The organism is Chryseobacterium sp. GTID13, from assembly GCF_056172655.1.
In genome coordinates this window covers 14,343-37,740 of sequence record NZ_JAOCMB010000005.1, presented here as the reverse complement: position 1 = coordinate 37,740, position 23,398 = coordinate 14,343, and the positions used below count along the sequence as shown (strand labels likewise).

At 38.5% G+C, this 23,398-nt stretch carries 16 protein-coding genes and 4 pseudogenes; 4 read left to right on the top strand and 16 right to left on the bottom strand.

Annotation, left to right across the window (positions count from 1 at the left end; all coding sequences use genetic code 11):
• Positions 1-127: 127 nt before the first annotated feature.
• The 10 genes and pseudogenes from priA to N4G44_RS06025 all read right to left on the bottom strand — a co-directional run bounded on the left by priA (position 128) and on the right by N4G44_RS06025 (position 11,310).
• A pseudogene (gene priA, locus N4G44_RS06070) lies at positions 128-2,573 on the bottom strand (replication restart helicase PriA).
• A 327-nt stretch (positions 2,574-2,900) separates the two neighbouring features.
• Entirely contained in the window at positions 2,901-3,809 is a 909-nt protein-coding gene (locus tag N4G44_RS06065) for an AEC family transporter (RefSeq protein WP_474925228.1), read from the bottom strand.
• Between the two features lie 155 nt (positions 3,810-3,964).
• Positions 3,965-4,177 carry a glycoside hydrolase family 2 protein gene (locus tag N4G44_RS06060; protein ID WP_474928286.1) on the bottom strand — a complete coding sequence of 71 codons (213 nt, stop codon included), beginning with the start codon at positions 4,175-4,177 and terminating at the stop codon, positions 3,965-3,967.
• 60 nt (positions 4,178-4,237) lie between these two features.
• Positions 4,238-6,395, bottom strand: a pseudogene (locus tag N4G44_RS06055) (glycoside hydrolase family 2 protein); the annotation flags it as partial.
• Between the two features lie 195 nt (positions 6,396-6,590).
• Positions 6,591-7,253 (bottom strand): copper homeostasis protein CutC, encoded by a 663-nt coding sequence (locus N4G44_RS06050; RefSeq protein ID WP_474925226.1) that lies wholly within the window; start codon positions 7,251-7,253, stop codon positions 6,591-6,593.
• Between the two features lie 22 nt (positions 7,254-7,275).
• Complete coding sequence (locus tag N4G44_RS06045) at positions 7,276-7,845, bottom strand: hypothetical protein (RefSeq protein WP_474925224.1); 570 nt, start codon at positions 7,843-7,845, stop codon at positions 7,276-7,278.
• An 84-nt stretch (positions 7,846-7,929) separates the two neighbouring features.
• Positions 7,930-8,922: an isoaspartyl peptidase/L-asparaginase family protein gene (locus N4G44_RS06040; protein ID WP_474925222.1), complete on the bottom strand. Its 993-nt coding sequence runs from the start codon at positions 8,920-8,922 to the stop codon at positions 7,930-7,932.
• 122 nt (positions 8,923-9,044) lie between these two features.
• Positions 9,045-9,482, bottom strand: coding sequence for a discoidin domain-containing protein (locus tag N4G44_RS06035; RefSeq protein WP_474925220.1), 438 nt, complete (start codon positions 9,480-9,482; stop codon positions 9,045-9,047).
• A complete protein-coding gene (locus N4G44_RS06030; protein ID WP_474925218.1) occupies positions 9,431-11,116 on the bottom strand; it encodes a beta-N-acetylhexosaminidase in 1,686 nt (561 codons plus the stop codon). The genes N4G44_RS06035 and N4G44_RS06030 overlap by 52 nt, the downstream gene beginning before the upstream one ends.
• On the bottom strand, positions 11,113-11,310 hold the full coding sequence (locus N4G44_RS06025) for a hypothetical protein (RefSeq protein ID WP_474925215.1): 198 nt from the start codon (positions 11,308-11,310) through the stop codon (positions 11,113-11,115). The genes N4G44_RS06030 and N4G44_RS06025 overlap by 4 nt, the downstream gene beginning before the upstream one ends.
• Positions 11,311-11,411: 101 nt before the next feature.
• Between N4G44_RS06025 and N4G44_RS06020 the strand changes: the two genes are divergently transcribed.
• Positions 11,412-12,224: a DUF4197 domain-containing protein gene (locus tag N4G44_RS06020; RefSeq protein WP_474925213.1), complete on the top strand. Its 813-nt coding sequence runs from the start codon at positions 11,412-11,414 to the stop codon at positions 12,222-12,224.
• A 471-nt stretch (positions 12,225-12,695) separates the two neighbouring features.
• Here the strand turns inward: N4G44_RS06020 and N4G44_RS06015 are convergent.
• Positions 12,696-13,348 (bottom strand): annotated as a pseudogene (locus N4G44_RS06015) (CoA transferase subunit B).
• A 111-nt stretch (positions 13,349-13,459) separates the two neighbouring features.
• Between N4G44_RS06015 and N4G44_RS06010 the strand changes: the two are divergent.
• Complete coding sequence (locus N4G44_RS06010; RefSeq protein WP_474925210.1) at positions 13,460-15,262, top strand: ABC transporter ATP-binding protein; 1,803 nt, start codon at positions 13,460-13,462, stop codon at positions 15,260-15,262.
• Between the two features lie 193 nt (positions 15,263-15,455).
• On the opposite strand, the gene N4G44_RS06005 is transcribed toward N4G44_RS06010, so the two are convergent.
• Positions 15,456-16,157, bottom strand: a complete 702-nt coding sequence (locus N4G44_RS06005; RefSeq protein WP_474925208.1) for a CoA transferase subunit A — start codon at positions 16,155-16,157, stop codon at positions 15,456-15,458.
• 163 nt (positions 16,158-16,320) lie between these two features.
• Between N4G44_RS06005 and N4G44_RS06000 the strand changes: the two genes are divergently transcribed.
• Entirely contained in the window at positions 16,321-16,695 is a 375-nt protein-coding gene (locus tag N4G44_RS06000; RefSeq protein WP_474925207.1) for a DoxX family protein, read from the top strand.
• A 54-nt stretch (positions 16,696-16,749) separates the two neighbouring features.
• On the opposite strand, the gene N4G44_RS05995 is transcribed toward N4G44_RS06000, so the two are convergent.
• Entirely contained in the window at positions 16,750-19,488 is a 2,739-nt protein-coding gene (locus N4G44_RS05995) for a fibronectin type III domain-containing protein (protein WP_474925206.1), read from the bottom strand.
• 275 nt (positions 19,489-19,763) lie between these two features.
• On the opposite strand from N4G44_RS05995, the gene rplS reads away from it, so the two are divergent.
• Positions 19,764-20,120, top strand: coding sequence for a 50S ribosomal protein L19 (gene rplS / locus N4G44_RS05990; RefSeq protein ID WP_474925205.1), 357 nt, complete (start codon positions 19,764-19,766; stop codon positions 20,118-20,120).
• A 62-nt stretch (positions 20,121-20,182) separates the two neighbouring features.
• On the opposite strand, the gene N4G44_RS05985 is transcribed toward rplS, so the two are convergent.
• The 3 genes and pseudogenes from N4G44_RS05985 to N4G44_RS05975 form a co-directional block, all read right to left on the bottom strand.
• Positions 20,183-21,178 carry an alpha/beta fold hydrolase gene (locus tag N4G44_RS05985; protein ID WP_474925203.1) on the bottom strand — a complete coding sequence of 332 codons (996 nt, stop codon included), beginning with the start codon at positions 21,176-21,178 and terminating at the stop codon, positions 20,183-20,185.
• Positions 21,179-21,265: 87 nt separating this feature from the next.
• Positions 21,266-22,244, bottom strand: a pseudogene (locus tag N4G44_RS05980) (EamA family transporter).
• 127 nt (positions 22,245-22,371) lie between these two features.
• On the bottom strand, positions 22,372-23,382 hold the full coding sequence (locus N4G44_RS05975; protein WP_474925200.1) for a M36 family metallopeptidase: 1,011 nt from the start codon (positions 23,380-23,382) through the stop codon (positions 22,372-22,374).
• Positions 23,383-23,398 lie beyond the last annotated feature (16 nt).

Sequence of the window (23,398 nt, the reverse complement as noted above, 5' to 3'; positions counted from 1 at the left end):
TAAAAAATGATAAGTTAAATCAAAAGTTAAAGAGTCAAACACTTAATCAACGTCCAAAAGTAGAAATTATTGTTATAAAAAGGATTACAGAGGTCTTATAAAAGAGTCTAAAGTTTGTTAAAAATTGTTAAAAATCCACAAATATATCTTTTTTAATACTTTGATAAGCAGTGATTTCATCGAATTCATTCAAACTTAATAAAACCATTTTTTTAAATTCATCATACTTTTTCCCGCGGGGAAGTTTAAGCATAATCTGGAACTGGTATAAATTATTAAGCCTTGCAATCTGAGCTCTTTCCGGCCCCAGAACACATTCTTCCGGAAGGTATTTTCTTAAAATGGAACCCAGAAACTGGGAAGCCCGGTTCACTTTATCTTCTTTTCTGTGCTTCAGCTCAATCATAATCAGCTTTGTGAACGGCGGATAGTGGAACTTCTGACGCTCGGTAAGGATATATTTATAGATTTTTGCCGGATTATTCATTTTGATCAGCTGAAAAACAGAATGTTCCGGATTATAAGTCTGGATTAAAATTTTTCCTTTACCCGAAACTCTCCCGGCTCTTCCTGAAACCTGGGTGATCAGCTGGTAGGCCCTTTCTTCTGCCCTGAAATCCTGTACATACAGCAGTGAGTCTGCTTTGGGAATAGCCACAAGCTCAATATGGTCAAAATCAAGGCCTTTTGAGATCATCTGTGTCCCTACAACAATATCTGTTTCGCCTTCCTCTATTTTTTCATACAGCTTTTCGTAGGCGAACTTCTTACGCATGGAATCTACATCCATCCTGTCTACTTCACTATCAGGAAATATTTTGGATACTTCCTCATGAATCTGTTCTACCCCTACTCCTCTTTCATTCAGGTTTTCGGAATGGCATTTTGGGCAGGTTCTCGGCTTTGAGGCTCTCTGGCCGCAGTAATGGCATTTCATTTCGTTGGCGGCCTTATGGTAGGTCATCACCACATCACAATTCGAACAGTAATTGACATAGCCGCAGGTTTCACATTCTATAACATTGGCATAACCACGGCGGTTGTGAAGTACGATGGCCTGATTTTTTTCATCCAGCGTCTTTTTGATCTCATCTATTAAGTGTAAAGAAAAGTTCCCGGACACTTTTTTGGATTCCTGGGCTTCTTTAAAGTTGATGAGCTCATATTCAGGTAAATTCACATTCCCGAATCTTTCATTCAAGAAAATATATTTTATTTTATCTTTTCTGGCGTTATAATAGCTTTCCACAGAAGGGGTCGCCGATCCCAGAATAACTCCGGCACCATAAAAATTTCCTAAAACCATCGCTGCATCCTTTGCATTAAAATAGGGAGAAGCTTCTCTGGGTCTGTACGCAGAATCATGTTCTTCATCCACAATCACAAGTCCAAGATCCTGAAAAGGCAGGAACAGGGCGTTCCGGGTTCCTATAAGAATTTTAATGTCGTTCTGCCTTATTCTCCGCCAAACTTCTACCCGCTCAAAATCGGTTAGTTTCTGATGATAAAAACCCAGCTGTCTGCCATATTTTTTTCCAGCCGCTGAGTGATTTGCTTGGTCAGGGAAATTTCAGGAAGCAGGAACAGAACATTTTTTCCTTGCTGAATACATTCTTCAATTTTTTCCAGGTAAATATGGGTTTTACCTGAGGAAGTTACGCCGTGCAGCAGTACATTTTTTCCTTCTTCAAAAGCTTCGTCAATTTCTGTTTTAGCTTCTTTCTGCAGTTCGGAAAGCTCTTCCAGCTCTTCAATTTCGCCTTCATAACTTTCAATCCTGTCTTTCTGCATATGATACTCTTCAACAAGATTTTTATCTGCAAGCGCCTTAAAATGTGAGGCTCCGAAATATCCGTCCTCAAACAATTCAGATTTTTTAATCGGCGTATCCGGATGTTCGGTCTGTTTTTCTAAAATTGCAAGGAAAAGATCTTTCTGCTTCGGAGCTTTGTTGAGTTTTAAAAGGATATCCGTCAGGTTTTGGTTACCTAAAACCTCATCGCTGACTTTGACATAGGCTACTTCCTTAGCTTTGTATTTTTCAGCTATTTTCTCATCAATTTCAATATACTGCAGATCAATTAAAGAATTGATCGTTTTGATGATCTCTTTTTTAGGAATAAAAGCCTCAATATCGGTAAGATTGATAAGCTGACGTACTTCCAGTGCCTGAATAAGGTACATTTCATTAACGTCCAGGTTTTCAAAATCAACCGTTATATTGGGTTTTAATTTTAAATAGGTTTCACTTTCAAGTTTTAAAGAAGAGGGAAACGCAAAACGGTAGATCTCTCCCAGCCCGCATAGATAATATTCTGAAAGCCAGTTCCAGAAGCTGATCTGCTCCCTGGGAAGAATAGGTTTATCATCCAAAATACTGATGACCTCTTTCGCCACAAAACTTTCCGGTGCGTTATCATGAAGCTCAAAAACAATTCCGGTATAAATTTTCTTCCCCCAAAAGGTACGAGAACCCGCATTCCCGGTTGAATTATGGGCATTAGTTCTTCAGGGACTTTGTAGGTGAAAGATCCTTTTAAATTAAGCGGTAAAACTATCTGGGCGTACTGCAAGGGAAATTTTTAAAGTGTAAAATTAAATTTTTCTTCAGAGAACTGCAATTTTTTATTGAGATCAGAGGGTAAAGCAGCCTTATGTTGTTTTTCAGGTTAAACTGATCGTTTCTTTTTTTATGTCTGATTGTTTTTTTGTTCTCGCAGATTTTGCAGATTGAGCAGATGTTTGCGTTATATAATTATGCTTTTATTTATTAAGATATAAGGGTATTATTAAGCATGTTTATCCATGATTATAATATCCATAAACATCTGCTCAATCTGCGAGAGAATATTTAAAAACATTCAGCCGCTTCATTTTGTATACAAGATCGGTATGACAATTTAGAAAAGGAATTGCGTTATATGATACCAGACTGTAGAGGTAAGAAACCCGACAATAATACTGAAACCGATGATGAGATTGGTAAGTTTGGTATTCAGCCTGAACTGTTCTGCAATAATACTTGAAGTGACAACAGTTGGCATTGCTGCTTCAAATACAGTGATTTTTGCCACATCTCCTTTTACATTGAGAAATAAAGCCAGTGCCAGAACGATAGCCGGAGCCAGGATTAGTTTGTAAAGCATGGAAACCGACATTTGCGGGACCAGCTTTTTCCAGCCATTGAATTTCAATTGTAATCCCACGGAAAATAAAGCCAGCGGGCTTACTGTTGCTGCGAGTTTATCAAAAAAAGGTTCTGCAGCCGTAAGATCAATAAACTGCGATAATACCAACGCTGCGATGCATCCTATCAATGGAGGGAAAGTAATCAGTCTCTTTAAAATAAATTTTGCACTTACCTTTCCTGATCTGCTGCCACCCTTTACTGCTGCTATAATTCCCAATGTGGAAAGGGCAAAAAACATGGTCTGATCGCAAATAATGGCTATGCTTAAAAGGCTTTCTCCATAAAATGCACTGATCAGAGGAAAACCGATGAAGGAAGTATTGCTGTAACCGCTTGTGAGTTCCAATGTGCTCCTGGACCGCCTGGAATACCCTTTACTTTTGCTGTAAAACATCATAAAGAAAAAGCAGAAAACGGAAATCAGGAAGGTGGCTGCAATCGGGAACAGCATTTCTGTGGTCCATTTCACTTTGGGCAGATATTTGAAAGAAACTGCGGGCAGGGCAAGGTAAAGAATCCAGGTATTGATGCCTTTGTGAGCATCGGGATGGATAGATTTTGTTGCTTTGAATACCATTCCTGCAATAATGCACACCGCAATCAGAACAAAATTTACCATATTATTTAAAAAATTGAATGTAAAGTTACGGTTGATTTTTTAGTTATAGCTTTAAAAATACAATAATATACATTCAAAATTTCATGTTATGCATAAGGTTATTTTTCTCTCGCGGATTGGGCTGATTGAGCAGATTTTCTTTTCTTATTTTTAAATTATAATGTATCCCAAAGGCTTATTACTTCTATATCTTTTAAAGGTTTTGAAAGTCTGATCCTTTTTGAAGTATCAGGCAGAAGATCAAAGAAATTATCACTGAAATGGGTGTCTCCCATAAGATAAACGTCTTTTGCCAGAACATCAGTGGAAATTTCAATCTCATCTGCTGATACTTTTTTTATCTTAATAGCAGGTTGTGTCAATTTCATGTCTTTAGGTTTAGCAAAGAAATGAAGATTATCGGCAATTATTTTTCCATCTTTATCTTTTAAGGTAAGTTGCAGGAAGGTTTTATTTTTATCAGAATCAGGAATTAATTTTTCAATTTTAACAGGTTCAAATTTTAGAATACTTTCCAGCATTTTCTCTTTTGAAACCGCTTTGAGTTCTTTTAAAATTTTACCATCGAAACTTATTGCTTTTACTTCCAAACTAAGGTTACTGAAAGTCTTTAATCCGTCATTAACAGCATAAAAGTTTAAAATATTGTCTTTTTCTTCGGTTAAGATTACCTGCTGCTCAAAACTTCTTTTCATCTGGTAATGTAAGGCTTTCCAGTTTCCCAGATAGTCAATGGACGACCATGAAACTACCGGCCAGCAGTCATTGAGCTGCCAGTATAATGTGCCCATATTGTAAGGCTTTGAACGGCGATGTGCCTCAACAGCCATTTTCATTCCACGGGCCTGAAGAAGCTGAGAAACGTAATTGTATTTTATAAAGTCCGAAGGCACCTTATAATCCCTTTCCATATATTTGCTGATGATCTCCCAACCTCTTGTATTCTTTTCATGGGCTTTAACCACAGGATTCTGAAGACTGAGATCAGGCGTTCCGGAAAACATGGATTTTACAGCATCAACGCTTGGCATTCCCTGAAAACCGTATTCTGACATGAAACGGCCCACTTTTTCATTATATATCTCAAATGGCTGCTCTCCCCACCAGACTCCCCAGTAATGGGAATCCCCTTCTGTAAGACTTTCTTTATGTCCCCATCCAATAGACGGTGAACTTGGCCAGTAAATGTTCTTGTCTGTAGTAAGACTTTCTTTTAAAGTATTTGGAATCACTTCATGGAACAGTTTTTTATAATCCTTCCAAACCTGTAAAGAGTCTTCTTTTGAATATTTGAACTGTTTCTGATATCCCCAGTTGACAATAGCCTCATCAATTTCATTATTTCCGCACCATAAAGCAATGGAGGGATGATTTTGAAGCCTGTTGACCTGGTCCTTTATTTCTTCTTTTACATTATTTAAAAAAGATTCATCAGCCGGATAAAAGCTGCCGGCAAACATAAAATCCTGCCAGACTAAAATACCATTTTCGTCGCAGGCTTTATAGAATTCATCATCTTCATAAATCCCGCCGCCCCAGACACGAATCATATTCATGTTGGCATCTTTGGCATCTTTGATGAGCTTTTGGTACTTCTCTTTGGTCATTCTGGGTGAAAAGCTGTCACCCGGAATCCAGTTTGTTCCTTTTGCATACAACGGCTTTCCATTCACTTTAAAATAGAAAGATTTTCCTGCTGCATCCTTTTCCTGTACGAGTTCTACAGTTCTGAGTCCAATTTTTATATTCTTCTGATCTAAGGATAGATTATTTTTAGAAAGCGCAATTTTAAAATCATAAAGACTGGCATCTCCCCAACCATTAGGCTGCCACAGTTTCATCCCGTCCGTTTTATATGGAACACTTATTTTATTGATTCCTTTTTTCAGGGAAACTGTTTGGATCTGCTTATTAATATTCAATACATAATCTCCGGAATTCTGAGCATTGATTTCTACTTCAAATTTTAAATTGAAAATATTTCCTGAAAAGTTCTGATTGTATTTAACGTTTCGGATTTCAGCAAGATTCCAGCATTTCAACTGTATATCTTTCCATATTCCGGCGGTCACCAGTCTCGGCCCCCAGTCCCATCCAAACTGATACTGAGCTTTTCTTACAAAGCTCCTCGGCGATTCCGGCATCGTAAACGGAACTTTTTTTGCCAGTTTTTTCCTTCTTTTACTGCTGATATAAATTTAATCTTCAGGTCGTTATTTCCTTCTTTCAGAAAATCTTTCACAGGAATTTCCCATTTTCTGAACATATTATCTGTTTTCTTCAGAAGCTTTCCATTCAGATAGATTTCAGAAAAAGTGTCAAGACCGTTAAAAATAAGGTCTACATGATCATTTTGCAGTTCTTTTGATGATATTTTGAAACTAGCCTGATATTCCCAGTCTTCGTTTTCTATCCACTGTACTTTTTTTCATTTTCATCTTTGAAAGGATCAGGAATGATCTTGTTATCCATCAGATCAAGATGTACAGTGCCCGGAATCTTTGCAGGGAGCCATTTCTGTTCCTGCGTATTTCTGAACTGCCATTTTTCTGAAGAGAGGCTTCGTTCCGTAAGCTGTGCATTCATCATACTTTGAATAAAAAAGAAAGCAAAAAGGATAGATTTATTCATTAAAAGACCGATTAAACGTATTATAATTTGGATTTTAAACTGCGTTTGTCATTCAGAGGAACGAAGAATCTTCTATATTATAATTGAGATTCTTTCACTTCACTCCGTTCCGTTCAGAATGACAGACAGGTATTTATATCAGATCTGAAATTAACTATTCTTCAAAGCAGCAACCTCATCTGGATTGGCAAAAGATCCGCCGTCTGTAATGGCTGAAGAGTGAAAGTAACCGGCATTTGTGAATTCTCTGATCTCTTTAATATTGGTTGAGCGAAGTCCGCCTCCGACAAGGATTTCGATTCTTCCACCGGAAAGTTCAACCAGTTTTTTAAGGTTTTCCTTACCATCTGAAACATTGGGTTTCTGACCTGAAGTGAGGATTGTTTTAAAACCACAGTCAATGACTTTTTCCAGGGAATCTTCAAGCCCTTCTGCCCTGTCAAAAGCACGGTGAAAAGTACATGGAAGAGGATAAGCCATCTCAACCAAAATCTTATTGTGTTCTACATTTACCTGATTATTTTCGTCAAGAATTCCAAACACAAAACCGTCTACTTTCAGAGATTTCAGTTGCAGCAGATCTTTTTGCATTTGTTCAAATTCAGCCTCCGAATAGGTAAAATCTCCGCCTCTTGGCCGGATCATTACAAAAACCGGGATGTTTATTTTTGCTCTGAGATCTCTTGTTGTTTCAAAATTGGGGGTTGTTCCGCCTTCACTTAATCCATCACACAATTCGATTCTGTCGGCTCCGTTTTCAAATGCAATCATTGCTGATTCCGGGTTGAAGCACGCTATTTCTATTTTTGACATTTTACTTATTTATATTTTGAGATTATTCCTGAGACACATTCGCAATCAGAAAAGAATTGTTTTGTTTTATAACTTCTATTTCAACCGGATATTGTGATTTCAGCTTTTCATCGGAAAGGATCACATCAAATATGAATACAGCCGGCTCCGACTCTGAAAGAGGAACGGATTTTAAAACCTGCTCACACTTTGAAATTTTAATTTCTTCCCAATCCTGACCGCTTATTAAAAAACCACTGTTGACTCCTGCTTTCCTGACGTCAAATTTATTTTTCCATTTGTCTTGAAATTCCTTTAAAGTAAGGCTTCCGTCAACATCCATATCGACATTCATTGCATCGGTTTTATAATCGTAATAGTCCTTGGTTGTGATTTTCTGCATTTCCCGGTCCATATTAAGATCTGATTTGAAGTAATTTTCGATACTTTCTTTCAGCCATTTCTCTGCTTCTTCGGCTTCGTTCGGCTTATTTTCGGAGGTTTTAATTTCTTTGGGGAAAGATTCCTGCTGCACTACCTGTGTTTGAGTTTCTTTCTTTTCTTCTTTGCATGCTGTTACCAGAAATAAAGATGCAATGATTATTCTTTTCATATTCTAAATTTTGGCTAAAGCCAGCTGATGTTTTTATTTTTGCAAGCGGGCTAAAGCCCTCTCCTATTAAATTTAGATAAGCAATTATTTCAGGGCAAATTCTGGCTTTTCCAGACGGTTGCCTTTTTGATCATATACCGCGAAATTAAATCCGTCCTGGATACAATAGGAGCCATATTCTCCTTTTTTATTTAAGGCAATGAATCCAACCTGGATATCTTTCAGGTTTTTATTCCTTCTTTGAGCAATTTTTACAATTCTTTCCACAGCTTCTTTGCAGGCCTGCTGCGGATTTCTGCCCTGTCTCATCAGTTCGACCACCAGATGGGTCCCGACAGTACGGATTACCTCTTCACCATGACCAGTAGCTGTAGCTGCCCCAACTTCATTGTCTACAAACAACCCTGCACCGATAATAGGTGAATCTCCTACCCTACCATGCATTTTAAAGGCCATTCCGCTGGTAGTACAGGCACCAGAAAGGTTTCCCTGTGCATCCAGAGCAATCATTCCGATGGTATCGTGGTTTTCAATATTGGCAACCGGCTTGTATTCACTGGTTTTAAGCCATTCTTTCCATTCTTTTTCTGAATCGGGAGTAAGAAGGTTTTCTTTTTTAAACCCCTGTGACAATGCAAACTGCAGTGCCCCATCTCCCACCAGCATAACGTGAGGTGTTTTTTCCATCACTGCTCTTGCTACAGAAATAGGATTTTTGATGTTTTCCAGGCAGGCAACGGAACCGATATTATAGTTTTCGTCCATAATACAGGCATCAAGGGTAACCCTTCCGTCTCTGTCCGGCCGTCCTCCGTAGCCTACACTTCTTTCAGTGGGATCCAATTCCACGAGACGAACTCCTTTTTCCACTGCATCAAGCGCTTTTCCGCCTTTTCCCAGAATAGTCCAGGCTTCTTCGTTGGCTTTCAATCCGAAATTCCAGGTGGAAAGAACAATGGGTTTTCCTACTTTTACAGATTTCTCAGACAGTTCTCCGGCCATCAGATCCAGTGGGTTTACAGCAAGTGCCAGAGAGACGGCAGCCGTTTTTTTAATGAAGTTTCGTCTACTTTGCATATTCAGATTTATTTGGCTCCAAATTATGAATTTTCCCGCTAGGAGAAAAGGAAAAAGACCACAGTTTATACTCTGTGGTCTTTACTTTATCATGATAAGCCGGTTTATTCTGAAACGGATTTCTAATCAGCACCAATTTCATCAACGAACAGCCACGCTTTTGAATCTGCACCGGGATTTCCGGCAGGAATAATACCTGCATTTTCTATTTTAAGTTTAATGTACTTAGCATTCTGATTTCCCACATTCAGCTTTATTTTTCCTTTTGAGTTCTGAATTTCGTCTTTTCCGATCTCTTTAATCATTTTGAAATTTTTTCCGTCATCAGAAACGAAGATCTGTGCAGATTTAGCCAGATGGATCCAGCTCCCTTTATTTTCCAGGGTATTAAAATAGACTTCGGAAAAGTTGGTTTTTTGTCCCAGATCAATGGTCGCCACCACATCTTTTCCCTGGAAACCTAGCCATGTTTTACCCAATTGTCTTATGTTTCCGATAATTCCATCCACTAATGTGAAAGCACCGCCAAAAGAGTAATTTTCACTTGGCTGCTGTTCCAAGGTGATCTTTTTCCTGTTGTTTTTGAAATCCTGAATTCCTGGGAAGAAACAGCACTTTTCAATTTTCCTTCCTCAAAATAGGCGGATTTAACGGTTGAAGATTTTGAAACAGCAATCGGTCCCTGATAAACCTGTGAGTTTATTGAAGGTTCACTTCCGTCTGTTGTATATCTTATTCCTTTAGGATCTTGTGATACGCTAAGCTCGTAAAAGATACCATTACCGGCAGGAAGTACTTTTCCGGAAATGTTATAAATACTTCTGGCATAATTCACCTTCATTTTATCCAGAACTTTGAACTGACTGATCACTCTTCCTTCAAATTCTTTATAGTTTTTAGGATCTGCTGTTCCCCATCCTACTTCGGAAAGGGCCATCAGTCTTGGAAATATCATGTACTGCACCTGCTTAAAATCGGTGATGTATTCCGTCCATAGATTGGCCTGAACGCCTAAGATGTATTTTGCCTGTTCAGCGTTCAATTCTTCGGGAACAGGATTATAGGAATAGACTTTATCCAAAGGGGTAAAACCTCCGAAAGCATTCGGCTCCGATTGAGGATCGCCCTGATAATGGTCAAAATAACAGTAAGCTCCCGGAGTCATTACCGCAAAGTGTGAAGATTTCGCAGCTTCGATTCCTCCGTTTACGCCTGTCCAGCTCATAACGGCAGCATTTGGAGCCAGACCGCCTTCAAGGATTTCGTCCCAGCCAATGATCTTTCTTCCTTTGCTGTTGACATATTTTTCAATTCTCTGGATGAAGTAGCTTTGCAGTCCATGCTCATCCTTAAGATTATTCTTTCTGATCAGTTCCTGGCAATGGGCACATTCTTTCCATCTTGTTTTCGGGCATTCGTCACCGCCGATGTGGATGTATTGTGATGGAAACAGAGAAATGACCTCGTCAAGAACGTTTTCAAGGAAGGTGAATGTTTCTTCTTTCGGACAAAAAACATCGTCGAAAACACCCCATTTTGTAGCGGATTCAAACGGTCCTTTTGTACAGGCGAGTTCGGGATAGGCTGACAAAGCAGCTAAAGCATGACCGGGCATTTCAATTTCCGGAACGATGGTAATATGTCTTTGCCGGGCATATTTGATGACGTCTTTAATCTGCTCCTGAGTATAGAAATAGGGACCATAAGGTTTTCCATCAAAAGTATTGTCTACATAAGCACCAACCATCGATTCTTTACGTTTTGAACCGATCTGAGTGAGTTTTGGGTATTTTTTAATTTCAATTCTCCAGCCCTGATCGTCTGTAAGATGCCAGTGAAAGGTATTCAGCTTGTACATAGCCAAATAATCAATATACTGTTTAACCTCATCCACATTGAAAAAATGACGGCATACATCCAGGTGCATTCCGCGCCATGCAAATTTAGGCTGGTCTTCAATCCTTAAAGCTGGAATCTCCCTGTCTTCCTTATGTTCTTCAAAAAGCTGGGCCAGGGTTTGAAGAGCCAGAAAATAACCCTGCCTGGTATTGGAAGTGATGAAAATCTTTTTAGGAGAAATGTCAATCGTATACTTTTCTTTATCTTCTTCGGGATGAATTGGAATTTTGGGCTGCGGAAAAGGCATGTACATCAAATGAATTCCTTCCGTTTTACTGCTGCTCTGAAATTTCACACCGGGACCAATCCTTTTTTGAAATACTCTGTTTCTTCTTTTGGAAGTTTATCATTCAGGATCAGCGTTTCAGGAATAATAAACTTTCCTTCCTGCATGGTTAGACTTTGAGGATAAGGAATTAAATCCGGCCTCTTCTGAGCATGAAAAACGGTGGAAAAAATAACGGAACACATAAAAAGGAAACGTCGCATTTAAGTATGATTAAGGTTTTAGCTAAGATAATTATTTTCCAAAACTCTTTAGCCATTTAACTTATTAAATAATAAATCATCTAAATTTGCAAAAAAATACAATGAGAAAAAACATTCTATTCGCCGCAGTATTATTATTTTCAGTTTCTGCGCAGGCTCAACTTTTAGATATTATTAAATCTACCGTTAAAAACAAAACCGGCGTTGATCTTGATAATCCCTCAAAAACTAAAACTTCCACAACCACTTCTACCTCAACTACTACAATTCCAACCCAAAGTTCTCCTGTGAATCTGGGGAGCTTAACTTCTTCACAAATTTCTTCAGGGTTAAAAGAAGCACTAAGCCTCGGAGTAACTGACGGTGTGAAGAAACTGGCCTTAACGGATGGATTTTTAAAGAATGAAGCCGTAAAAATTTTAATGCCTGAAAAGCTAAGAAAGATTGACACCACATTACGCTCTCTGGGAATGGGAAGTCTTGCCGATGAAGGTGTAAAATTATTAAACAGGGCTGCTGAGGATGCGGTAACAGAGGCTGCCCCTATTTTCACAAAAGCCATTACCTCTATGACGATCACAGATGCCAAAAATATTTTGTTGGGGAGTGATAATGCAGCCACCAATTATTTACAAACAAAGACACAAAGCCAGTTATTTACAGCTTTCCAGCCAAAAGTAAAAGCATCATTGGGTAAAGTGGGTGCAGATACGGTATGGAAAAATCTGATTTCAAAGTACAATACTTTCACGGGACAAGCCGTAACAACTGATCTTAATGAGTATGTTACCACTGAAACTATTAATGGTGTTTTCAAAATGGTGGCTGACAAAGAAAGTGGTATTAGAAATACTCCTGCCATGAGGACGACTTCTATTTTACAGAAGGTTTTTGGGGCGCAGGATGGGAAATAATTCAGCTTTTTGAAAAGCTTTAAAATATATAAACTGTTTCATTTTTGAAGCAGTTTTTTTGTATTGCATTTTTAATCTGGGATGGAAAATTTAGTAGCTTTTCTTTTATCTTGAAACAAAAGAAACAAAAATTCAAGACTGGGAAAATTCCGCTAAAAATAAATGCTGTTCTCTAAAAATTCTAAAACTCGTGCGGATTTGATATTGTCGCATCAGTTCGATGTTTGTGCCGCACTCAGACAGTAGAATTTTCTTAACGTTCACAGCATTTATTTTTTTGACGCTCCATTTTCCTATGTCGGATTAATAGTGTTTCAGCACTTTTTGAAAATATTTGAGATTATCTAAATTTTCATCAATAAAAAAATCTGCGTTATCTGCTGAATCTGCGAGAGAAAAACCTTTTGATGTATATTAAAAATGTCATTCAAATGCATAAAAAACCTTGTCAGTGACAAGGTTTTTATTTTATTAGAATTGCATTTCAGGAATTTCACCTTCAATGATCAGGTCTGCTTCTGTTGACTGTATAATATGTTCTACTGAAACACCCGGCGCTCTTTCCACCAGTTTGAAACCGGCTGGTGTAACGTCGAGTACAGCTAATTCGGTTACTACTCTTTTCACACAGTTCACGCCTGTAAGCGGAAGAGTACATTTTTTAAGGATTTTGCTTTCTCCGGCTTTATTTACGTGCATCATCGCAACAATAATATTTTCCGCGGAAGCCACAAGGTCCATGGCACCACCCATTCCTTTCACCATTTTTCCGGGAATTTTCCAGTTTGCGATATCTCCGTTCTCTGAAACTTCCATTGCTCCAAGGATAGTAAGATCTACTTTCTGGCCACGGATCATCCCGAAACTGAATGCAGAATCGAAAAATGAACCTCCCGGAAGTATGGTAATGGTTTGTTTTCCGGCATTGATGATATCTGCATCTTCTTCTCCTTCGAAAGGAAAGGCCCCATCCCGAGAACTCCATTCTCGCTCTGGAATTCTACTGAAATACCTTCAGGAACATAGTTGGCAACCAAAGTAGGGATTCCTATTCCCAGGTTTACATAATAACGATCTTTCAGTTCTTTTGAAATTCTTTTGGCAATTTGTTCTTTTGTAAGCATAGTAAAAACTTAGACTGCAATTTAATTCTTTTCACTTGAATACAAAAGGTCTTTATTATTAATATCATAAGTCAAAATAATATCTCTAATTTTGCAGCATTATTTATTAAAATGAAAATACTTTTAAGATACCTTAAGCCCTACAAATGGTTAATTGTCATTTCTTTGCTACTGGCGGCCATTAATCAGGTTTTTTCTTTGTTTGCACCGGCCATTACCGGTAACATACTAGATCAGCTGGTAACGCATCCTAATTTTTTTGACAAGGAAAAGCTTTTACCAAGAAGCCTGAACGAATATTTATATGGAAGTGAAGCCTATCACGGTGCCTTTTATTTTTTAGGATTACTGATCGGAACAGCGATGGTGAGCAGAATTGCCAAAGCTTTTCAGGATTATGCGGTAAGTGTAATCACACAAAAATTCGGGGCGAAGATTTTTACAGACGGTTTAAAGCATTCAATGGCGTTGCCTTATCAGGAATTTGAGGACCAGAGGAGTGGAGAAACTTTGTCTATTTTAACGAAAGTAAGAGAGGATTCTGTAAAATTCATCAATAATTTCATCAACATCTTCTTTGGAATCCTGGTGAGTATTATTTTCGTTTCGGTATATGCCATCCGTTTACATTGGTCGATCATGCCGGTGTATATCTGCGGAATTTTCCTGATTGCATTTGTGACCAATTTGCTCAGCAAAAGGATAAAGAGTATCCAGAAAAACATTGTTTCTGAAACTACCGCTTTAGCAGGAAGTACCACGGAAAGTCTTAGAAATATTGAAATTGTGAAAAGTTTAGGATTGACCAACCAGGAAGTGATCCGTCTGAACAATAATACCTACAAAATTCTTGGCCTTGAGCTCAGAAAGGTTAAAAGCATCCGTTCTTTAAGCTTTATCCAGGGGACAATGGTGAATTTCCTTCAACAGCTTATTACGCTGACTCTTCTCTATTTGATTTTTAAGAATATTGTGACTCCGGGACAATATCTGTCGCTGATGTTTTACGGATTCTTTATTTTCGGCCCGATGCAGGAGATCGGGAACATCATTATTTCTTACCGTGAAGCCGAAGCTTCGCTGCAGAATTTTGACCGTTTAATGAAAAAAGATGTGGAAGAAAAGCCTTCTCACCCAAAACAGATCGGGGCTATTGAGGAGCTGGAATTCAAACATGTTTCTTTCAAGCATCAATCTGCTCAGTATAAGGCTTTAAATAATATTTCTTTTGATGTTAAAAATGGGGAGACCATCGCTTTTGTCGGGCCGAGCGGTTCCGGGAAAAGTACTTTAGTAAAATTGCTGGTTGGACTTTACAGACCTCAGGAAGGGAATATTTTTTACAATACGATCAATGGAAAAGAGTTTGATTTTGACGAACTGAGAAATCAGATTGGCTTTGTAACGCAGGATACGCAACTTTTTGCTGGAACCATCAAAGAAAACCTTCTTTTTGTGAATCCAAAGGCTACGGAATCTGAACTGGCCGTTGCTTTAGAGAAATCGAGCTGTACCGCCTTGCTGGAAAGGGCAGAAAAAGGCATCGAAACGGTTATTGGTGAAGGCGGTCTGAAGCTGAGTGGTGGGGAAAAACAAAGAATTGCCATTGCAAGAGCACTTTTAAGAAAACCTCACTTACTGATTTTTGATGAAGCTACTTCTGCATTGGACAGTATTACCGAAGAGGAAATCACTTCTACTATAAAAAGTATTTCGAAAGAAAGAGAACAGATTACGGTTCTTATTGCCCACCGTCTTAGTACAATCATGCATGCTGACAGGATTTATGTACTTGAACGCGGACAGGTTGTGGAAATGGGATCTCATGATAATTTAATTGCTGAAAAAGGCTTATATTATGCCATGTGGCGACAGCAGATCGGGGAAAGGAAAATGCTCAACCCGCAAGCATAAAAATAAAGCGCTGAATGAATTCAGCGCTTTATTATTGTAAATATTATTTTTTAAACCATTAAGAAGTAATTTAAGGAATGAAGTATAGTTAAGTTGAATCATTCTGATTTTTTAAGCTTTATGCTTAATACTCTTAATTACTTATTCTATTTTAATGGTTCAAAAATAAAAATTTAAACAAGTTATTGTCAGATTATTCTTTGCTTCTGACTGTTCTCTGCTCTATTCTTTTTTCAAATTTTTCCCCCTGGAAGATTCTCTGGATCATAATTCCCGGAATGTGAACCTGGTTGGGATCCAATTCTCCCGGCTCTACCAGTTCTTCTACCTCAGCAATGGTAATTTTTGCCGCTCCCGCCATAGGATGATTGAAATTCCTTGCAGAACCTTTAAAAATAAGGTTTCCGGCATGGTCCCCTTTCCAGGCTTTTACGATTGAAAAATCTGCCTTGTAGGCATGTTCCAGAATGTGAGGCTTTCCGTTAAAATCTTTCACTTCTTTTCCTTCTGCAATCTCAGTTCCATATCCGGCAGGAGTATAGAAAGCAGGAATTCCAGCCTGAGCTGCCCTGCATTTTTCTGCAAGAGTTCCCTGTGGGGTAAGCTCAACATCTAGTTCCCCGGAAAGCATCTGTCTTTCGAATTCTGCATTTTCTCCCACATAGGAGGAGATCATTTTTTTGATCTGTCTTTTATGAAGCAGCAATCCAAGCCCGAAATCATCGACGCCTGCATTGTTGGAAATACACGTTAAATCTTTTACATCGCTTTCTACCAAAGCATTAATGGAGTTTTCAGGGATACCGCAAAGACCGAATCCGCCCAGCATTAAAGTCATTCCGTCCTGAATACCTTCTATGGCTTCCTTTGCATTTTTTACTCTTTTATCTATCATGAAATATTAGATTTTTCTGTCGGTTAAATTTAATAAATTTTCTCATATCTACAGTATCCGGGAATTTTTTGAATTTATGATGGATTTTCTACATTAAATTATTGCTTTCCCCGTGGTCTGAATTTTGGTTATTTAAAACCATCAACATCATAAATATTATCATATGGAAACGAAAGACATCTCAAGAATTGCTCTCGGTACATTTTTGATCGCCGCGGGAATAAGTCACCTTACTTTTGCAAGAAAAGAATTTCAGGCACAGGTTCCTGAATGGGTTCCTCTGAAGAAAGACGACACTGTTGTATATTCAGGAATTGCAGAAATACTTTTAGGCACCGCTACAATCATAGCTCCTGAAAAATACAGGAAAACAATGGGAAAAATTGTGGCAGGTTTTTTTACAGCTGTATTACCCGGAAATATTGCTCAGTACAAAAACAGAAGAGATTCTTTTGGCTTAAACACAGACAACCAAAGATTTGCAAGACTTTTCATGCAGATTCCGTTAGTAACCTGGGCACTGAAATCTACAGACTAAAAATAAAAGCAGGAATATTTTCCTACTTTTACTTCAGTTATAAATTTGAAAATATTATTGTATAATCAGTTTCAAAGTAAATAATTTTCTTGAGTGAACTTTTACAAAATATACTCCTTTCGGAAGATTTTCGTTCACCAGAGAAAACCGCTGGTTGTTGATGTTTTTTGATTCATACAAAAGTTGTCCTGATGCTGAAACGAGCTCGATTTTATCAATCGGGTAATCACTTTTGATGAAGGTAGGTTCGCCCGGCCTGGTAGGATTCGGGTACAGAACTACATTTTTCTCTGTACTTTTCACCTCTTCTGTTCCGAGTGTTCCGGCTATCACCTGAAATTCCTTTCTGTTGGATACTTCGGTATAGGAATCATTGGTAAACATTACCATGTAATAGTTCCCTGGTGTCGCAGGAAGCGCTGTTCCCTGGATTGTTTTCGTCCCTTGGGTAACTCCATCAAAATAGGTATAGGAAACAAAATTATCGTCCGGAGTCTGGATGCTCTGAGGATAAATTCCCAGCCAGTCTTTGATAATTCCGGGAGAATCCGTCCAGGAAGCCGTGATGTTTTCACCTAATGTATAAACAGGCTTGTTGATCCACAGTTCTGTGACAATATCCCCTACTTTAAAGAATACTTTGTCCCCGATTCCGGTATATCCATCTTCCAGCAGATACTGGGCATAATAGTATCCTTTCGGAAGGCCTGTAAAATTCAGTGTTCCCGAAGGGGTGGATACATAGCTCCATTTGATAGAAGCATTGGTCCCCGGCGTCTGACCCATTTTGTAAATCCCGATCCAGTCTTTCACCAGATTTGGTCCGTTGTTGTAATTGATGACTACCGTTCCTCCTACAGGATAAGTATCAGCTGTAGTCTGCAATACTACTTTCGGGCCTACGTAGAAACTTTTTCTTGGGGTAATTTCTGTGTAGCCGTTGTTGGCAAAAAATCCTGCAAAATACTGACCTTTATTAGCAAGACCATTCGGAAAAACAGCTGTTCCTGCCGTCTGGCCGTTGGTATAAAGGTAACCTTGAGAAGTTGTGGTTGCCGGTGTCTGTCCTTTCTTATAAATTCCTACCCAGTCCTGCTGATTCCCGGGTCCTCCCGTATAAGTGGCTGTTATCGCTTCATTTTGAGTATATTCAGTTTTATCTAATGTAAATGTAGGATTGGAAACTACACTTCCTGACACCTCAAACTGCTTTACATCACTCCAGTCGCTCCACTCCAGGTTTCTGTCTCTGTAACGAACCTTTACATAATAGACTCCGTTTGAAATAGAATTCGCGGCAATGGTTGCTTTTGTGATGTCAACTCCGGCATTTAGGTTTTTAGTTCTGTCCGGTGTTCCGTTTCCGTCTTTTCCGAACCAGTTTTCATAGTCACGGTAAAATTCCTTTTCAATTACTGAAAAATTGGATGCTTTACTGATTAAAAACTGTGTGGTATTCAGCAATTCTCCATTTGAAGAGGTAAATGCATTTCCATTCAATGTCAAGGGTAAAGTTACCGGTGCAGAAAAAGTATTGGTAACCGATGGTTTTGAAGGTTTTGGCTGATTTTTATACCTGTGGAAAGTATCCACCAGTTCATTGTATTTTCTGTTATAAACTCCTCCTATGGAATAGCATTCTATATCTACTTTTCCGGTCTGCACATCTACTTCCACGATTTGGTAGGTCCAGTCTGTCAGTGTTTTCTGCACATCATCAAAATCCTGCTCATTCGACATTCCCCAGTACTGGTCCCATGCCGTTCCTCCGGAAATAATCTGGTAATTCGGGGTATCTTTTAACTGACCTCTGTGGTATAAATGATGGTGGGCTCCAACATGCATTAAGTACTTATTTGAAGTTGTCAGTAATGGTACGGCATTGTTTCTCACCCATGTGGAAATATCTCCTACGTACTGCTCTGCCTGGTAAGGCCTGTGGCTAAGGGAAATAATCCAATCTACCGTAGGGTCTGCATTGGCTTCATTTAAAATTTGTGACAGCCATGTCTGCTGTGCCGTTCCTGTATGCTCTGAACTTAAACTTATAAACAGAACATTTCCTGCCTGCTGTGCATAATAATTCTCGTTCCCTGAACTGATATTTTTATATTTGATTTCATCAATATAGAAATGGGCATAGTAGGAATTCATCCCAAGTGTTCCATAAGTTTCGTGATTTCCTACCGTTGTCTGGATAGGAAGATAAGGTGACAGTTTAATATTCTTTTTAAAATGGACATTTTCATAATGATCGAGTGTTCCTACATCCACCTGGTCCCCTACCATAAAGGTAAGGGCTACATTATCCGAAGGATCGGAACCGGCACCGAATTTCTCTTTCAGTTTTTTGAATGCATTTAAAGTCAGGGAATCATACCTCGGTTCTGCTTTGATCTGGTTGTCTCCCATGATCAGGAAACGTATTTTACCATCCGCAGTAGCAGCCTGTCCCGGCAAAGGCAGGGTTCTGAAATTATAAATTGCCGACTCGCTGGTTCCTGTTTTTATTTTATAATAGTATTTGGTATTCGGCTGCAGGCTCGTGATTTTTGCTGTGTGGTAATAATAATTGTTGTTATAACCGGTATCGGAGAAAATATTGGTAGTACCAGTGACAGTTACATTCAGATTGGTTGGAGATGTTCCGTAAATTACGGTGGTTTCATTGTTAGAAGCCGTTTTCCAGTTGACAATCATCGAGCTCGGCGTAGGGTTCTGCAGGTAAGGAAACAATGCCTGCCCGAATGCCATCTGGACGGCAAAACAGAAAAAGAAGAAATAGTGTTTCATAGTTATTTACTTTTATAGATTTATCAATCAGATTCTTAGCAATTGATCTGATATTTTAATTTCGGGCAAAAGTAGATTTCCTATATAAACTGCGTCAGATGGGAATTTAAAATAACTGTTAATTTTGGGGCCAATCCTGGGTGAAAAAATTATAGTTTTTAGCACATTAAATATTTGGTAGAATCAAAAACTATTTTGTATCTTTGCGACCTGTTATTCAACCTCTGACGAAGACCGTGTAAGTTGCTTAGCTTTAACATTTTATTTTATTAAAAATGGATTTATTAAAGTACGTACAAGATCAGTACATTACTAAAAAAGATTTCCCTGAATTCAAAGCAGGAGACACAATTACTGTGTATTACGAGATTAAAGAAGGACAGAAGACAAGAACTCAGTTCTTCAAAGGTACCGTTATCCAATTAAGAGGTACAGGAGCTACAAAAACATTTACCATCAGAAAAATGAGTGGTGATGTAGGTGTAGAAAGAGTATTTCCGATAAACATGCCTGCACTTCAGAAAATTGAAGTTGACAGAAGAGGTAGAGTTAGAAGATCTAGAATTTATTACTTCAGAAACCTTAGAGGTAAAAAAGCTAGAATCAAAGATGCTGCTTACAAGAAAAAGTAATTCAGACAACAATACATACAAAAAGAGACTATCTGCTTCAGATAGTCTCTTTTTATTTTCCTCTATTTTATAAAATCGTACAGCGCATTAAAGAATTTCGGATAAACTTCTATGTGCGGAAGATGCCCTACATTTTCAAGTTCAACAAGTTTAGAGCCGGCAATTTCCTGCTGGGTCTTTTTTCCTAATTCCTGATACTGCCCCATTTTAGGCTGCAGATCTTTAGGTGTCCTATCCTTTCCTATTGCTGTTCTATCCCTTGTTCCGATAATCAGAAGTGTAGGCGTTCTGATGTTTTTAAATTCGTAGCAGACAGGCTGGTTATAGATCATATCCGAGGTTAAAGCTGCATCCCAGGCCACCTGCGGATAATCTTTATGCAAGGTCCATCCTGCAATAAGATCGAGCCACGGCTGGTATTCTTCTTTCCATTTATTATCATAATAAAATTTTAACTGGTAGGCTTTATAGGTTTCGGCAGTATTTTTCAGCTCGGACTGATATGCCTGGTCTATGGTCTGATAGGCTGCAAACGTTTTATAATCTTCAAGACCAATAGGATTCTCGAGAATCAGTTTCTGTACCTTGTCAGGATAAAGAAGGGTAAATCTTGCAGCGACCATCCCTCCCATTGAATGTCCCAAAACTATTGTTTTATCAATCCCCAGTTTATCCAGTATTGCTTTTGTATTTTCAGCAAGCTGGGAAAAAGAAAACTGATAACTTTTAGGTTTTGAAGACTTCCCAAAGCCGATCTGATCCGGAATTATCACTCTGAATCCTTTATCTGAAAGGTCTTTTGCCGTCTTTTCCCAATAGGCTCCGTTAAAATTCTTTCCGTGGAGAAGCATGATTGTTTTTCCATTGGGCTTCTGCGGCTGAACATCCATATAAGCCATTTTAAGCACATTGTCCTGCGATTTAAGATCGAGAAAATGAACTTCGTAAGGATATTTATACCCGGATAGCATGGCATCCAGAGGTTTGATCTGTGAAAATAAAAAAGCAGGCACCGCGACCAGCATAATACCTGATGTTATCTTTCTGAAATATTTCATAGGGCGCTTTATTTAAAGTAATAAAATTAAAAAAACCGCTTCAAAAGAAACGGTTTCCGGGTATTTTTTTAGTTTAATTTTATTTTGTTAAGAAAATTCCACAGATTTCACTTCACTTCTGGAAGGCAGATTCATAAGTACAATAGCAAAAAGAATAAGAATAATTCCTACCCATTGTATCAATAAAACTTTTTCGCCCAACAGAACAAAAGCCATCGTTACAGACACCGGAAGTTCCAAAGATGAAACAATGCTTCCTAATCCAAGTCCCGCATTCGGAAACCCGATATTAAATAAAATAGGCGGAATAATGGTTCCAAATAAGGCCAGAACAAATCCGTATGTCCAGAATATTGAATAATTAAATGAATGAATATGTTCCGTATTCTCTGTAAAATTAAGGTATACTGATTTTAATCCTTCCGAATATAAAGGTCCGATCTGGGCAAAAAACAGGAATACCATGACCACGACCGCTCCCCCGCAAAGCATAATAATACTTTTCCTGAATACAGGAAGATGTGTAGCCAGCGTATTGGATGTAAACATAGTCATCGTATAAGATGCGGCAGCCATTAATCCCCAAAAATGCCATGCCAGTCGAGCTTAATATCCATATTAACAAGGTTCGTAGCAAGTATGGTACCTGCAAGCACAATAATTACAGAAATTACTTTTCTCGCATTTGGCAGTTTTTTTCTTTGATACTTTCCACCACAACACTGAACCAAACGGATTGCATCAGCAGCACAATAGCTATAGAAACATTAATATACTGAACGGCAATATAATAGAAAAGACTGGTGCAACCTAAAGATGTTCCGGCAAGAAGCAGCATTCTTACTTCTTTGGCGCTTGGTGATGACAATTTCTGCTTTGATGTAATAGTCTGGATGAAATTCAGGATTAACAGACCCACAAGTCCCAGTAAAAACTGTGAAGTAGTGACTTCTGATGTTGTAAAACCATCATGATAAGCCATTTTCACAAATGTAGCCAGCATTCCGTATATACTGGCCCCGATCCCTACGAATAAAACTCCCTTGAGTATATTTTTCTTCTTCATATTTTTTTAACAGCCTGCAAAGTTACAACATAATAATTGAAATTACCGGAGACGTCAATATGATAGATAAATAAAATCGCCGCAAGCTTTGCTTGCGGCGACTCTCTGATTGAGATTATGTAAATTATTATTTCTTAACGATTACTTTGGAAGTAGCATCGATACCAAAACCCTTAACTTTTACCATATAGGTTCCGTTGACAAGGTTACTTGTAGAAACTGCTTTTTTAGCATCCGGTGAAATTTTATCTTCCGAAGAAACCAGTTTTCCGGACATATCATAAATTTCTAAGCTTACCTTTCCGACAGTATTGCTTGGGAAGTTGATGAAGAATTCATCTTTAGCAGGATTCGGATAGATCGAAATTTTGTTTTTAACAGCATTTACTTCTTCTGTTGAAAGGGCAGAACAACCTTCAGGAAGCGTAAAGCTTTCAGTCTGGTCGTTGATGTCGTTTGCAAGACCTGCTGAAGCTCCTGCTCCAAGACCTCTTTTTGCAAACACTCTCCAGATCATACATTTATCAACTCCTCCAGTTGTTGCAAGCTCAGCCTGAAGAATAGCATCTCTTCCGTTAATGAAAGTAGGATTACATGTCTGTAGTTTCAATGCATTGGTTACCAGCTGAAGTACTCTGGCACTTCCACTGTTGGCATTAGCTGTAACATCAGATGCGTATCCGTATTTTTCAACGTATTTCCAGTGCAGGTCCCAAAGCATGGTTGCCCAAATAAATCCTATAGAGTGTACATCCGGAACAAGAACATTGTTCTGGTTAGTATATTCCATTCCGTTGGTATCACCATAAGTATAATCATTTATAGTAAAATCAGGAGAATATTTAGCTGGTCGGATTCCCAAACCTGTAGTAGGCTGTCCTATTGGATAGGTTCCCATACCTCTTGGAACTGAAGCATTGTCTCCCGGTTTGTTTGTCAGCATTACTGCAAAGAAATCAGACCATCCCTCGCCCATCTGCTCTTTATCTGCATTTGAATTCAAACAGTTATATCCTGTCCCAGTTAATCTGTTGGAAATTCCATGACCATATTCGTGGGTAACGATACCATTATCAAAGCTACCATCGTATTTTGTATCTGCTCTCAGATCTACATTCACTGTTATGGCTGAAGCCAATTTACTTTTAATATAT

Bases quoted from the DNA above. Each gene is read 5' to 3' on its own strand.
- N4G44_RS06050 (WP_474925226.1), bottom strand. From the start codon at position 7,253: ATGTCAAAAATAGAAATAGCGTGCTTCAACCCGGAATCAGCAATGATT.
- N4G44_RS06060 (WP_474928286.1), bottom strand. From the start codon at position 4,177: ATGAAATTGACACAACCTGCTATTAAGATAAAAAAAGTATCAGCAGAT.
- N4G44_RS06045 (WP_474925224.1), bottom strand. From the start codon at position 7,845: ATGAAAAGAATAATCATTGCATCTTTATTTCTGGTAACAGCATGCAAA.
- N4G44_RS06010 (WP_474925210.1), top strand. From the start codon at position 13,460: ATGAAAATACTTTTAAGATACCTTAAGCCCTACAAATGGTTAATTGTC.
- N4G44_RS06020 (WP_474925213.1), top strand. From the start codon at position 11,412: ATGAGAAAAAACATTCTATTCGCCGCAGTATTATTATTTTCAGTTTCT.
- rplS (WP_474925205.1), top strand. From the start codon at position 19,764: ATGGATTTATTAAAGTACGTACAAGATCAGTACATTACTAAAAAAGAT.
- N4G44_RS06025 (WP_474925215.1), bottom strand. From the start codon at position 11,310: ATGCGACGTTTCCTTTTTATGTGTTCCGTTATTTTTTCCACCGTTTTT.
- N4G44_RS06040 (WP_474925222.1), bottom strand. From the start codon at position 8,922: ATGCAAAGTAGACGAAACTTCATTAAAAAAACGGCTGCCGTCTCTCTG.
- N4G44_RS05985 (WP_474925203.1), bottom strand. From the start codon at position 21,178: ATGAAATATTTCAGAAAGATAACATCAGGTATTATGCTGGTCGCGGTG.
- N4G44_RS06005 (WP_474925208.1), bottom strand. From the start codon at position 16,157: ATGATAGATAAAAGAGTAAAAAATGCAAAGGAAGCCATAGAAGGTATT.
- N4G44_RS06000 (WP_474925207.1), top strand. From the start codon at position 16,321: ATGGAAACGAAAGACATCTCAAGAATTGCTCTCGGTACATTTTTGATC.
- N4G44_RS06065 (WP_474925228.1), bottom strand. From the start codon at position 3,809: ATGGTAAATTTTGTTCTGATTGCGGTGTGCATTATTGCAGGAATGGTA.
- N4G44_RS05995 (WP_474925206.1), bottom strand. From the start codon at position 19,488: ATGAAACACTATTTCTTCTTTTTCTGTTTTGCCGTCCAGATGGCATTC.